Source organism: Kitasatospora sp. NPDC057595 (assembly GCF_042800875.1).
In the GTDB taxonomy this organism is placed as follows: domain Bacteria; phylum Actinomycetota; class Actinomycetes; order Streptomycetales; family Streptomycetaceae; genus Kitasatospora.
Genome location: NZ_JBHVGL010000019.1, coordinates 181,447 through 195,004 on the forward strand (window position 1 = coordinate 181,447; position 13,558 = coordinate 195,004).

At 73.0% G+C, this 13,558-nt stretch carries 11 protein-coding genes; 10 read left to right on the plus strand and 1 reads right to left on the minus strand.

Going from position 1 to position 13,558, the window contains the following annotated elements; translation table 11 throughout:
• Positions 1-17 precede the first annotated feature (17 nt).
• The 10 genes from ilvN to cimA all read left to right on the plus strand — a co-directional run bounded on the left by ilvN (position 18) and on the right by cimA (position 13,174).
• The gene (gene ilvN, locus ACFU9E_RS26490; RefSeq protein WP_030302941.1) at positions 18-542 is read left to right on the plus strand and encodes an acetolactate synthase small subunit; all 525 of its coding nucleotides are present in this window, start codon (positions 18-20) and stop codon (positions 540-542) included.
• A 109-nt stretch (positions 543-651) separates the two neighbouring features.
• Positions 652-1,650 (plus strand): ketol-acid reductoisomerase, encoded by a 999-nt coding sequence (ilvC, locus tag ACFU9E_RS26495; RefSeq protein ID WP_350550163.1) that lies wholly within the window; start codon positions 652-654, stop codon positions 1,648-1,650.
• Positions 1,651-1,891: 241 nt separating this feature from the next.
• Positions 1,892-3,475, plus strand: a complete 1,584-nt coding sequence (gene serA / locus ACFU9E_RS26500; protein ID WP_380687100.1) for a phosphoglycerate dehydrogenase — start codon at positions 1,892-1,894, stop codon at positions 3,473-3,475.
• A 344-nt stretch (positions 3,476-3,819) separates the two neighbouring features.
• A complete protein-coding gene (locus ACFU9E_RS26505; protein WP_380689089.1) occupies positions 3,820-3,981 on the plus strand; it encodes a hypothetical protein in 162 nt (53 codons plus the stop codon).
• Positions 3,982-4,244: 263 nt separating this feature from the next.
• The gene (locus tag ACFU9E_RS26510; protein ID WP_380689091.1) at positions 4,245-7,646 is read left to right on the plus strand and encodes a S8 family serine peptidase; all 3,402 of its coding nucleotides are present in this window, start codon (positions 4,245-4,247) and stop codon (positions 7,644-7,646) included.
• Between the two features lie 264 nt (positions 7,647-7,910).
• Positions 7,911-8,132, plus strand: coding sequence for a hypothetical protein (locus ACFU9E_RS26515; RefSeq protein ID WP_380689711.1), 222 nt, complete (start codon positions 7,911-7,913; stop codon positions 8,130-8,132).
• Positions 8,133-8,208: 76 nt separating this feature from the next.
• Complete coding sequence (locus ACFU9E_RS26520) at positions 8,209-9,246, plus strand: 3-isopropylmalate dehydrogenase (protein ID WP_380689709.1); 1,038 nt, start codon at positions 8,209-8,211, stop codon at positions 9,244-9,246.
• 217 nt (positions 9,247-9,463) lie between these two features.
• Complete coding sequence (locus ACFU9E_RS26525) at positions 9,464-10,576, plus strand: branched-chain amino acid aminotransferase (RefSeq protein ID WP_380689707.1); 1,113 nt, start codon at positions 9,464-9,466, stop codon at positions 10,574-10,576.
• A 161-nt stretch (positions 10,577-10,737) separates the two neighbouring features.
• A complete protein-coding gene (locus ACFU9E_RS26530; RefSeq protein WP_380715400.1) occupies positions 10,738-11,238 on the plus strand; it encodes a Uma2 family endonuclease in 501 nt (166 codons plus the stop codon).
• Positions 11,239-11,563: 325 nt separating this feature from the next.
• A complete protein-coding gene (gene cimA / locus ACFU9E_RS26535) occupies positions 11,564-13,174 on the plus strand; it encodes a citramalate synthase (RefSeq protein ID WP_380689920.1) in 1,611 nt (536 codons plus the stop codon).
• A 112-nt stretch (positions 13,175-13,286) separates the two neighbouring features.
• Here cimA and ACFU9E_RS26540 read toward each other — a convergent pair.
• The coding region (locus tag ACFU9E_RS26540; RefSeq protein ID WP_380715396.1) for an ATP/GTP-binding protein at positions 13,287-13,558 on the minus strand (272 nt) is incomplete at its 5' end.

The following is a 13,558-nucleotide window of genomic DNA, read 5'->3' on the forward strand; positions in this document are numbered from 1 at the left end:
AAGGGAACCCACGACCCATGTCCAAGCACACCCTCTCCGTCCTGGTCGAGAACAAGCCCGGCGTGCTCGCCCGGATCGCCGCGCTGTTCTCCCGTCGGGGCTTCAACATCGACTCCCTCGCCGTCGGCCCCACCGAGCATCCGGACGTGTCCCGGATGACCATCGTGGTCAACGTCGAGGACCTCCCGCTGGAGCAGGTCACCAAGCAGCTCAACAAGCTCGTCAACGTGATCAAGATCGTCGAACTCGACCAGTCCGCTGCGATCCAGCGGGAACTGGTCCTGGTGAAGGTCCGCGCCGACAACGAGACCCGGTCGCAGATCGTCGAGATCGTCCAGCTGTTCCGCGCCAAGACGGTCGACGTGTCCCCGGACGCGGTGACCATCGAGGCCACCGGCAGCTCGGACAAGCTGGAGGCCATGCTCCGGATGCTGGAGCCTTACGGCATCAAGGAGTTGGTCCAGTCCGGCCTGGTCGCCATCGGACGCGGCGCCCGTTCGATCACGGACCGCTCGCTGCGCGCCCTCGACCGCAGCGCCTGACCCGCGCCCCATCTCAAACCCTGACTACTGCCCCACCCCTTCACCGGGTCCGCATACGGTAGGAACCGAAGCAGACCCAGGCAAACCACTCGCAAGGAGATGTGCCCCCGTGGCCGAGCTGTTCTACGAAGACGACGCCGACCTGTCCATCATCCAGGGCCGCAAGGTCGCGGTGATCGGCTACGGCAGCCAGGGCCACGCCCACGCGCTGTCCCTGCGCGACTCGGGCGCGGACGTCCGCGTCGGCCTGAAGCCGGAGTCGAAGTCCCGCCAGAAGGCCGAGGAGGCCGGCCTGCGCGTGGTCACCCCCGCCGAGGCCGCGGCCGAGGCCGACGTCATCATGATCCTGGTGCCGGACCCGATCCAGGCCGACGTCTACGAGGCGGACATCGCCCCGCACCTGAAGGCCGGCGACGCCCTGTTCTTCGGCCACGGCCTGAACATCCGCTTCGGCTTCATCAAGCCGCCGGCCGACGTCGACGTCTGCATGGTCGCCCCGAAGGGCCCGGGCCACCTGGTCCGCCGCCAGTACGAGGAGGGCCGCGGCGTCCCCGCGATCGTCGCCGTCGAGCAGGACGCCTCCGGCAAGGCCTTCGACCTGGCGCTGTCCTACGCCAAGGGCCTGGGCGCCACCAAGGCCGGCGTCATCAAGACCACCTTCACCGAGGAGACCGAGACCGACCTGTTCGGCGAGCAGGCCGTTCTCTGCGGTGGCACCGCCGCCCTGGTCAAGGCCGGTTTCGAGACCCTGGTCGAGGCCGGCTACCAGCCGGAGATCGCCTACTTCGAGTGCCTGCACGAGCTGAAGCTCATCGTCGACCTGATGTACGAGGGCGGCCTGGAGAAGATGCGCTGGTCGGTCTCCGAGACCGCCGAGTGGGGCGACTACGTCACCGGCCCGCGCATCATCACCGACGCCACCAAGGCCGAGATGAAGAAGGTCCTCGCCGAGATCCAGGACGGCACCTTCGCCAACACCTGGATCGCCGAGTACAAGGCCGGTCTGCCCAAGTACAACGAGTACAAGAAGGCCGACGAGGACCACCTGCTGGAGACCACCGGCAAGAAGCTGCGCAAGCTGATGAGCTGGGTCAAGGAAGAGGCCTGAGCGACGCCGGGGGCGCACTGAATCGGACCCTCTCGATTTTGTAACGCCCTTGTACAACTAGGCTGCTCCCGTCCGGGTGATTTCGCCGGACGGGAGCAGCCCGCTACCCAGCCCGCCGATACACTCCGAGTGCGCGTCAGGCCCACAGCGTCGTGCGTCTACCTACGCGGCATGCCACCTTCCCCCGCCCTCCACGCCACCTTCGTGCTCGGGGGAACCGGACAGTTAAGGACACACTGTCGTGAGCAAATCCGTAGTTCTGATCGCCGAAGAGCTCTCGCCCGCCACGGTCGACGCCCTTGGCCCCGACTTCGAGATCCGTCACTGCAACGGCGCGGACCGCACCGAGCTGCTGACCGCCATCGCGGACGTCGACGCCGTCCTGATCCGCTCCGCCACCAAGGTCGACGCCGAGGCGCTGGCCGCCGCCCGCAAGCTCAAGGTCGTCGCCCGGGCCGGCGTCGGTCTCGACAACGTGGACGTCTCCGCCGCCACCAAGGCCGGCGTCATGGTCGTGAACGCCCCGACCTCCAACATCGTCACCGCCGCCGAGCTCGCCTGCGGCCTGCTGATCTCGGTCGCCCGCAACATCGCGCCGGCCAACGCCGCGCTCAAGGGCGGCGAGTGGAAGCGCAACAAGTACACCGGCGTGGAGCTGAGCGAGAAGACCCTCGGCGTCGTCGGCCTCGGCCGGATCGGCGTGCTGGTCGCCCAGCGGATGTCCGCGTTCGGCATGAAGATCGTCGCGTACGACCCCTACATCCAGGCCGCCCGCGCCGCGCAGATGGGCGTCAAGCTGGTCTCGCTGGAGGAACTGCTGGAGGTCTCGGACTTCATCACCGTCCACCTCCCCAAGACCCCGGAGACCATCGGCCTGATCGGCGACGAGGCGCTGCACAAGGTCAAGCCGTCGGTCCGGATCGTCAACGCCGCCCGCGGCGGCATCGTCGACGAGGAGGCGCTGCTCAGCGCCCTGCGCGACGGCCGGGTGGCCGGCGCCGGCCTGGACGTCTACGCCAAGGAGCCGTGCACCGACTCCCCGCTGTTCGCCCTCGACAACGTGGTGGCCACCCCGCACCTGGGCGCCTCGACCGACGAGGCCCAGGAGAAGGCCGGCATCGCCGTCGCCAGGTCGGTGCGCCTGGCGCTGGCCGGCGAGCTGGTGCCGGACGCGGTCAACGTCCAGGGCGGCGTGATCGCCGAGGACGTCCGCCCGGGTCTGCCGCTGGCCGAGAAGCTCGGCCGGATCTTCACCGCGCTGGCCGGCGAGGTGGCGGTGCGGCTCGACGTGGAGGTGCGCGGCGAGATCACCCAGCACGACGTCAAGGTGCTCGAACTGTCGGCCCTCAAGGGCGTGTTCGAGGACGTCGTGGCGGAGACGGTGTCCTACGTCAACGCCCCGCTGTTCGCCCAGGAGCGCGGCGTCGAGGTCCGGCTGACCACCTCCAGCGAGAGCCCCGAGCACCGCAACGTCATCACCGTGCGCGGCACCCTCGCGAACGGCGAGGAGATCGCCATCTCCGGCACGCTGGCCGGTCCCAAGCAGATCCAGAAGATCGTCGGCGTGGACGCCTTCGACGTGGACGTGGCGCTCACCGACCACATGGCCTTCTTCAAGTACGAGGACCGCCCGGGCGTGGTCGGCGTGCTCGGCCGCCACCTCGGCGACGCCGGCATCAACATCGCGGGCATGCAGGTCGCCCGCGACGGCAGCGGCGCGCTGGCCTCCCTCACCGTGGACAGCGAGATCCCGCAGGAGGTGCTCTCGGCCATCGCCGCCGAGATCGGCGCCCGCTTCGCGCGCTCGGTCGACCTGGGCGCCTGAGCCCCGGACCGCCCCGCGCCGCACCTCGCGCCAGGGCCCGGACCGCCCCGCGCCGCACCTCGCGCCAGGGCCCGGACCGCCGTACGCACGGCGGTCCGGGCCCTGGCGCGTTCCTCCGGGTGACGGTCGTCTCAGATAGTAGGAAATCCAAGTATTCGTGCAGACACCGCAGGTCCCGGGCCTTACCGTGGTGGAAGCCGTACGGTGTGCCGCCCCTGCAGCCAGGGTGTGCGGCCCGTGCGTGCGCGTACGCCCCATGGGCAGGTGATCCCCGCCCGGTGTACCCCCCTCCTCCCCACCGCCGCGTCCGTCCCCACGGCGCGTATCGAACCAAGGAGCCCGGTATGCCCCCGACCGCCGACCGTCACGCCGCTTCCGCCCCCGCCGCCCCGCAGACCCGCGCTCCGCGCCGCCGCCGGGCCGCCGAGCCGAACCCCTTCGCCGCCGCCGCGCTCCAGCGCGCGCTGGACCGCCGCGACAACGGCGGCGTGACCGGCCACCACTGACCCACCGCCGATCGTCGGCCGATCTGCGGCCGGCCCTTCGCGCCGGGGGCGCCCGAGTGGCGTTCATCCGCCGAATGGGCCGAACGGGCTGACGGAATGTCACTCCAAGGGGTTCAACTTGCCACCGTTCGGGGGAGGTTGCTCGCCCTGACCGGCGCGATATTCCTAATTTGGGGCCCCCGGAAGGGTGATCGACGGCCGCGCGGGCGGGCGTCAGCGGTACGGGACGCGGATCAGTTCCCCCGGCCGGGGGAGAGGACCCCATGCGTCGTCCCACCGTCCGCCGACCGCTCGCCCGGATCGGCCTCGCCCTGGCCCTGCTGGCCGGACCGGCACTGCTCACCGGCGCCGCCCCGGCCGCCGGCAGTCCGCCGAAGGCCCCGCCCGCCCGGACCGCCGACCGGCCCGTGTCCGTCCTGCTGGAACTCGCCACCGAGCCAGTCGCCCCCGCCTGGCGGCGGGCCGGTGACGAGGCCCGGAGCCGGCGGCGCTCCCCGGACGCCGTCCGCCGGGAGGCGGCCCGGGCCGGCGCCGAGCAGCGGGCCCGCGTCTCCACCGCGCTCGACCGGCTGGCCGGGGCCGTCCACGGGGCGGTGCCCGCCGCCCGGGAGCTCTACCGCACCCGCACCCTGGTCGCCGGCCTCGCGGTGAGCGCGCCGGCCGGCCGGCTGCCCGCGCTGCGCACCCTGCCCGGGGTCACGGCCGTGCACCCGATCGTCCGCAAGGGGCGCGACAACGCCCACTCGGTGCCGGTCACCGGCGCGCCCGAGGTCTGGGCGGGCGGCCCGGTCGCGGGCGGCGCGCCCGAGGAAGGGGCGTCCGGCAGTACCGGGCAGGGCGTGCGGATCGGCGTCGCCGACAGCGGCATCGACTACACCCACGCCGACTTCGGCGGCCCCGGCACCGAGGAGGCGTTCCGGTCCGTCGACGGCGCCGGGCCCGCGCCCGCCGGGCTGTTCCCCAACGCCAAGGTGATCGGCGGCCGCGACCTGGTCGGCGACGACTACCAGCCCGACCCGGGCGCCCCGCACTACCAGCCCGACCCGCACCCCGACGACAACCCGATCGACTGCGACCGCAACGGGCACGGCACCCATGTGGCCGGCACCGCCGCCGGCCTCGGCGTCACCGCCGACGGACGGACCTACCGCGGCCCCTACCGGCCCGGCCTGGACCCGGCCGGCTTCAAGGTCGGCCCCGGCGCCGCCCCCGGCGCCCAGCTGTACGCGATCCGGGTCTTCGGCTGCGACGGCTCCACCGACCAGCTCGGCCAGGCCCTCGACCTGGCCGCCGACCCGGACGGCGACGGCGACCCGAGCGACCGCCTCGACGTCCTCAACCTCTCGCTCGGCAGCCGCTTCGGCTCCACCGACGACGCCGACGCCCTCGCCGTCGACCGGCTCGTCGCCCTCGGCACCGTGGTGGTCGCCGCCGCCGGCAACGAGGGCGACGTCTACGGCATCGGCGGCAGCCCCGGCACCGCCGCCCGGGCCGTCGCCGTGGCCGCCTCCGTCGACCCGCACGGCGACGCCGACGGCATCACCGTGCTCGACCCGCCGTCGCTCGCCGGTGTCGTCCCGGCCCACTGGAGCGCCCGCTACCGGGACTGGTCCACCGCCGACGTGACCGGCGAACTCGCCCTGCCCGCCGAGCAGACGGACGGCTGCGCGGCCTTCTCCGAGGCCGACCGGCAGCGGCTCGCCGGGCGGATCGCGGTGCTCGCCTGGAGCACCCGCGAGTCCGAGCGCGCCTGCGGCTCCGGCCCGCGCGCCGACCATGTCGCCGACGCGGGCGCGATCGGCGCCCTGCTGGCCGCCGACGACGACCACCTCGCCGAGATCTCCGGCAACGACCGGGCGCCGCTCGCCCTGCTCGGCCGCGCCGACGGCGAACGGCTGCGCGCGGGCGCCGCCGCCGGGACGGTCCGGGTCCGCCTCGCCGCGCCCGGCGACCCGCTGCACGGCGCCGTCGCCCAGGACCAACCGCAGCGGCTCGACACCCTCACCGACTTCACCTCGCGCGGCATCGGCGTGCCCGGCGTCGTCAAACCCGACCTCGCCGCACCCGGCGAGACCATCTGGTCCGCCCTGGTCGGCAGCGGTATCGGCGGCCAGCGCGAGGACGGCACCTCGATGGCCACCCCGCATGTCGCCGGGCTGGCCGCGCTGGTCCGCGCCGTCCATCCGGACTGGACCGCCGAGCAGGTCAAGGCCGCGCTGATGAACACCGCCGGGGACACCTGGCTCGGCGACGGCGGCACCGGCCCGGTCTACGGGCCCGAGCGCACCGGCGCCGGCCGGGCCGCCGTGGACCGCGCCGTGCGCACCCCGGCCGTCGCCTACGCGGCGGGGGAGGGGGCGGTCGAGGGCGCCGTCGGCGTCTCCTTCGGCCCGGTCGAGGCCACCGGGCCGCTCGCCCCGGTCCGCGAGGTCGAGGTGCGCAACCTCTCCGCCGCCCGGGTCGCCTACCGGACCGGCTACGCGGCCGCCACCGACGCTCCCGGTGCCCGCTTCGAGCTCGCGCCCGCCCGGGTCGAGGTCCCGCCCGGCGGCACCGCGCGGGTGCGGGTCACCCTCCGGGTGCCCGGCGCGCTCGGCCGCGCCCCCGACCCGACGACCGCCACCCTCCAGGGCGGCCGGGCCCGCAGCTACCGCGGCGAGCTCTCCGGCCGGCTGCTGCTCACCCCGGAGGACCCGGCCGCCCCGGGGCTGCGGGTGCCACTGTTCGCCGCCCCGCGGGCCGCCTCCGACCTGGTCGCCACCACCCCCCTCCGGGCCGCCCACGGCGGCGTGCTGGTCCCGCTCACCGGCACCGGCGCCCCCGGCGGCGGACCCGGCCTGGTCAGCGCCTTCGCGCTCGGCGGGGAGGGCGGGCGCTGGCCCGACTGCCCGCCGGACAGCGGGGCGGCGGTCGGCCCCGGCGCGGGCTTCGTCCCGGAGGAGGACGGCACCGGGCAGGCCGGGCACCTCCAGGACCTCTGCGTCGAGCGCCCCGGCGACCGGGCGGCCAACCTGCGCGCGGTCGGTGCCGCCACCGACGCGCCCGCCGTCGCCGGGGACCCGCTCACCGAGGGCCGGCTCTACCTCGGCGCCCGGGTGTGGGCGCCGGCCGCCACCCCGGTCGGGCTGTTCGCCGTCCGGGCCTCGCTGGACACCGACGGGGACGGCGTCACCGACGTGATCGTCAAGGCCGACCGGCTGCGCGGCAGCGACGTCCTGGTGGCCCGTTCGCTGGACGCCCGGACCGGCGCCGAACTGGACGTCCAGCCGCTGAACGCCCGCTGGGGCGACACCGACACCGCCCTGCTGGACTCCGACGCGGTGGTCCTGCCGGTCCGCCTGGCCGCCCTGCCGGGCATCGGGGCCGGCCACAGCACCGTCCACTACGCCCTGTGGTCCGGCCTCACCGGCTCCGGCACCCCGGACCCGGCCGAGGCCTTCTCCGCGATCGGCCTGGAGGGCGCCCGGCCCACCCTCGCCGTCGACGTCCTGCAGCCCGCCGTCGACATCCGCACCGCCCCCGGCGCCGCCGCCGCGATCGCGGCCCCCGTCCGCCCCGCCACCGTCCTCGACATCCGCCGCACCCCCGGCGACCGGTCCCGGATCCTCCTCCTCCACCACCTCGACCCGGAGGCCCACCGCAGCCAGATCCTGACCCTGCCCTAGGAACGGCCGAGGGGCGTGCACGGATCCGTGCACGCCCCTCGAAAGGATGAAGTCCCGGGGGGATCGGTCCGAGTAGCCTGAGAAAGGCCACGAGGATGCCCGCATGGGAGGAACCACGAGCGTCGTGCCGTACCCCGACTGGCTTCGGCCCCCGGTCGATGGCTACACCGCCGAGGACCTCGACCGGCTGCCGGATCTCCCGCCGCCACGGGTCCTGGCGGAACGTACTGCGATGCGAAGGACGTCCTGCTCGCCATCGGGATCGTGTCGGAGGAGTCCCGGGAGCGCGACCGCGAGGTCAAGCCGCGCAAGTACGCCACCGCCGGAATCGCGCACTTCTGGCGCGTGGAGATGGGGGAGCACGAGCAAGCGGTGGTCCACACCCACGAACTCGACCCGGCGACCCGGCTCTACGGGCTGACCGGCATCCACCACAAGCAGCTGAAGCTGGACCGCCCGTTCCCGGTCGACATCGATCTGACCTGAGCCTTCCCGGGCGGTGGATTGTCCGGATGGTGGACGCCGGATGTCAGGCTGTGGGACACCGGAGTAGCCTCCGAACATGTCTCGCACGATTCGTCTCGCAGTCGTCCCCGGTGACGGTATCGGCCAGGAAGTGGTGGCCGAGGGCCTCAAGGTGCTGGGTGCGGTGCTTCCCGCCGATGTGAAGCTGGAGACCACCGAGTTCGACCTCGGGGCCCGGCGCTACCACCGCACCGGTGAGACCCTTCCGGACAGCGTCCTCGCCGAACTGAAGGCCCACGACGCGATCCTGCTCGGCGCCATCGGCGACCCGAGCGTGCCTTCCGGCGTGCTGGAGCGCGGGCTGCTGCTCAAGCTGCGGTTCGCCTTCGACCACCACATCAACCTCCGTCCGGGCCGGCTCTTCCCCGGGGTGAAGTCCCCGCTGGCCGGCGACCCGGAGATCGACTTCGTGGTCGTCCGCGAGGGCACCGAGGGCCCGTACGTCGGCAACGGCGGCACGCTGCGCACCGGGACCGAGCACGAGGTGGCCACCGAGGTCAGCCTCAACACCGCCTTCGGCATCGAGCGCGTGGTGCGCGACGCCTACCGCCGGGCCCAGGCGCGTCCGCGCAAGAAGCTGACCCTGGTGCACAAGAACAACGTGCTGGTGCACGCCGGCCACCTGTGGACCCGGATCTTCGAGCAGGTCGGCCGGGAGTTCCCCGAGGTCACCACCGACTACCTGCACGTCGACGCGGCGACCATCTTCTTCGTCACCCAGCCCGAGCGGTTCGACGTCATCGTGACCGACAACCTGTTCGGCGACATCCTGACCGACCTGGCCGCCGCCGTCACCGGTGGCATCGGCCTGGCCGCCAGCGGCAACATCAACCCGAGCGGCGCCTTCCCGTCGATGTTCGAGCCCGTGCACGGCTCGGCGCCGGACATCGCCGGCCAGGGCAAGGCCGACCCGACCGCCACCGTGCTGTCGGTCGCCATGCTGCTCGACCACCTCGGGTACCCCGCCGAGGCCGCCCGGATCGAGGACGCGGTCGCCGCGGACCTCACCGAGCGCACCGGGACCCGTACCACCGCCCAGGTCGGCGACGCGCTCGCCGCCCGAGTATCCGCCTAGGAGGCCGGAACCCGACAGACGGTGTTCCGGCCCCCACCGGGCCGGACCCCATAACGGCAGCTTGCGGACATCCAAGGAGTCCGCGACTGTTCGGCACGGCCCTCTGGATGCGAGTATCGACAGTGGGCCGTGTCGTCGTGCGTCCGTTCTGCCCGGCAAGGGCGGGACGCCACCGGCGGGCGGCCCGGACCAACCCCACGGTGAAGGACACACAGTCATGAGCACGCCCACCCAGGCGCCCATCACGTTCGACCTCAAGCCCTCCGCGCACCCGCTCTCCCCGGCGGAGCGCGAGGCCCGGCTGACCAACCCGGGCTTCGGGCGCGTGTTCACCGACCACATGGTCACCATCCGCTGGACGGAGGGCGTGGGCTGGCACGACGCCCAGCTGGCGCCCTACGCGCCGATCGAGATGGACCCGGCCAACATGACCCTCCACTACGGCCAGGCGATCTTCGAGGGACTCAAGGCCTACCGCCAGGCCGACGGCTCGATCGCGACCTTCCGCCCGGAGGCCAACGCCGCCCGCTTCCAGGCCTCCGCCCGTCGGCTGGCGATGCCCGAGCTGCCGGTCGAGGCCTTCGTCGAGGCGGTCGAGCTGCTCGTCCAGCAGGAGCAGGCCTGGGTCCCGAACGAGCCGGAGCAGAGCCTCTACCTGCGCCCGTTCATGTTCGCCACCGAGGTCGGCCTGGGCGTGCGCCCGGCCAACTCCTACCTCTTCATGATCATCGCCTCGCCGGCCGGCGCCTACTTCCCCGGCGGCGTCAAGCCGGTCTCGGTCTGGCTCTCCGAGGACTACGTCCGCGCCGCCCCGGGCGGCACCGGTGCCGCCAAGTGCGCCGGCAACTACGCCGCCTCGCTGGTCGCCCAGGCCGAGGCCGCCGCCAAGGGCTGCGACCAGGTGGTCTGGCTCGACGCCGCCGAGCACCGGTGGATCGAGGAGATGGGCGGCATGAACCTCTACTTCGTCTTCGGCGAGGGCGAGAACGCCCGGATCGTCACCCCCGAGCTGTCCGGCGCCCTGCTGCCCGGCATCACCCGCGACTCGCTGCTGCAGCTCGCCTCCGACCTCGGCTACGCGGTCGAGGAGCGCCGGATCTCCACCGACGAGTGGAAGCAGGGCAACGCCGACGGCACCCTCACCGAGGTCTTCGCCTGCGGCACCGCCGCCGTCATCACCCCGGTCGGCTCGGTGAAGTCCCGCGGCGGCGACTGGACCGTCGGCGCCGGCGAGCCCGGCCCGGTCACCATGGAGCTGCGCCGCGCCCTCCTCGCCATCCAGGGCGGCCAGACCCCCGACACCCACGGCTGGCTGCACAAGATCGTCTGACGATCCCCGGGTGCCCCGGGACACCGGGGCACCCGGAGCCGTAACCTCGAACTGCTCAGGTCGTTGAGCCCGGCGAAACAGAGGGAGGGACCCTGACCGCTCTGCCGCACGGATACGCCGAGACGTCGTGCGCTCCGGACCACGACCTCCTCGAAGCCTTTCTGGCCCTCGACACCCCCAAGGGGTTCAAGGCCGAGCTCATCGAGGGGAAGATCGTCGTGACCCCACCGTCGGACGGCGAACACGAGACGGTGGTTGGCAGGCTCAGCTGGCAAGTGGCCCGCCGGAGTGCCAAAGACATGGACTTCGGCGGTGGGAAGGGGCTGATCGTCCCGACCGGGAGGTTCATTCCGGACGGCACGTTCACGGTCCGCGGCGCGATGCTGGGCCACGGATCCTGGTCCGAGCCCGAGGGCGTTCTCATGGTTTCCGAGGTGACGTCGAGCAGGCCCGACGCGGACCGGCACGACAAGCGCAAGGAATACGCGGCTGCGGGCATCCAGCTCTACCTGCTGGTCGACCGTGACCGGAACGTGGTCGTGCTGCACAGCGAGCCCTCACGCGGCGACTACACCACCGTGACCACCGTCCCCCTCGGCGATCCGCTCGATCTGCCGGAGCCGTTCGACTTCACCCTCGACACCGCCGAGCTCGTCGAGTAGGTGTTCCGGATGGCGAGACGGGTGGGCCGCGGTCCGGAGGATGTGCCTAGACTGCGGGCGTGTCCTCGCTTTCGCTGATTATTAGCAGCAGGCGCGCCGGTCCGCAGTGACCGCCACCGCACTACCCGATGCGGGGCGACCACCAGCGTCCAGACCCGCGCGCAGACCTCTCGCACCCGCGAGGGGTCTTTTTGTTTCCCCCGGACCGGCCGGAGCCCCCACAAGGGGCCGAGGGACACCGGGTGCGCGCGGGATGCTGGACAGTGGAGCCGGACAAGAACCGGCAGAGCAGTAACCGACCTCCCGGAACGGAGAACCCAGGGTCATGACCCAGGCGAGCAACCTCCTCGACGACGCGTTCCACGTCTTCGACACCACCCTGCGCGACGGCGCCCAGCGCGAGGGCATCAACCTCACGGTGGCCGACAAGCTGGCCATCGCCCGGCACCTGGACGAGTTCGGCGTGGGCTTCATCGAGGGCGGCTGGCCCGGTGCCAACCCCCGGGACACCGAGTTCTTCGCCCGCGCCGCCCAGGAGCTGGACCTCCGGCACGCCCAGCTGGTCGCCTTCGGCGCCACCCGCCGGGCCGGCGGCCGCGCTGCCGACGACCCGCAGCTGGCCGCGCTGGTGAACTCCGGCGCGCCCGTGATCACCCTGGTCGCCAAGTCGCACGACCGGCACGTCGAACTGGCGCTGCGCACCACCCTCGACGAGAACCTGGAGATGGTCCGGGACAGCGTCGCCCATCTGCGCGCCCAGGGCCGCCGGGTCTTCATCGACTGCGAGCACTTCTTCGACGGCTACCGGGCCAACCGGGAGTACGCGCTCTCCGTGGTCCGCACCGCCCACGAGGCCGGCGCCGACGTGGTGGTGCTCTGCGACACCAACGGCGGGATGCTGCCCTCCGGCGTGCGCGAGATCGTCGCCGACGTCCTGGCGCAGACCGGCGCCCGGCTCGGCATCCACGCCCAGGACGACACCGGCTGCGCCGTCGCCAACACCCTGGCCGCGGTCGACGCCGGCGCCACCCACGTCCAGTGCACCGCCAACGGCTACGGCGAGCGGGTCGGCAACGCCAACCTCTTCCCGGTGGTCGGCGCGCTGGAGCTCAAGTACGACCGCCGGGTGCTGCCGCCCGGCAGCCTCGCCGAGATGACCCGGATCTCGCACGCGATCGCCGAGCTGGTCAATCTGACCCCCTCCACCCACCAGCCCTACGTCGGCTTCTCCGCCTTCGCCCACAAGGCGGGTCTGCACGCCTCGGCGATCAAGGTCGACCCGGACCTCTACCAGCACATCGACCCGGAGACGGTCGGCAACACCATGCGGATGCTGGTCTCCGACATGGCCGGCCGCGCCTCCGTCGAGCTCAAGGGCAAGGAGCTCGGCTACGACCTCTCCACCGACCGGGACCTCGCCGGCCGGGTGGTCGCCAAGGTCAAGCAGCAGGAGAGCCTCGGCTACACCTACGAGTCCGCCGACGCCTCCTTCGAGCTGCTGCTCCGCGACGAGGTGCGCGGCCGCCGGGAGCGCTTCTTCACGCTGGAGTCCTGGCGGACGATCAGCGAGCAGGGCCCGGGCGGCACCACGGGCAACGAGGCGACCGTCAAGCTCTGGGCCAAGGGCGAGCGGATGATCGCCACCGGCGAGGGCAACGGCCCGGTCGACGCGCTGGACCGGGCGCTGCGCACCGCCCTGGAGCGGATCTACCCGCAGCTGGCCGCGCTGGAGCTGGTGGACTACAAGGTCCGCATCCTGGAGGGCCAGCACGGCACCGGTTCCAAGACCCGGGTGCTCATCGACACCGCCGACGGCACCTCCACCTGGTCCACGGTCGGGGTGGCCGACAACGTGGTGGCCGCCTCCTGGCTGGCGCTGGAGGACGCCTACACCCACGGCCTGCTGCGGGCCGGCCTGGAGCCGGACGCCGCCTGAGGCCGGCTGAGGCCGCCCTGGCGGTGGGCGGAGGCAGGACAGCGCGGCCCGTGGACCGGAGGGTCCGCGGGCCGCGCCGTGCGGCCGTACGTCGTCGGGCACGGCCCCCGGTTCACCGCAGGCGGGCGAGGAGGGCGTGTTCGACGAGGGTGATGAGGGCGCTCTTGGCGCTGTCGCGGCGTCGGGCGTCGAGGGTGATGACGGGGGTGTCGCTGCCGAGCTGGAGTGCTTCGCGGACTTCGTCGGGGGTGTGGGGCTGGTGTCCGTCGAAGCCGTTGAGGGCGACGATGAAGGGCAGTCCGCTGTTCTCGAAGTAGTCGAGGGCGGGGAAGCAGTCGGCGAGGCGGCGGGTGTCGACGAGGACGACGGCGCCGATGGCTCCGC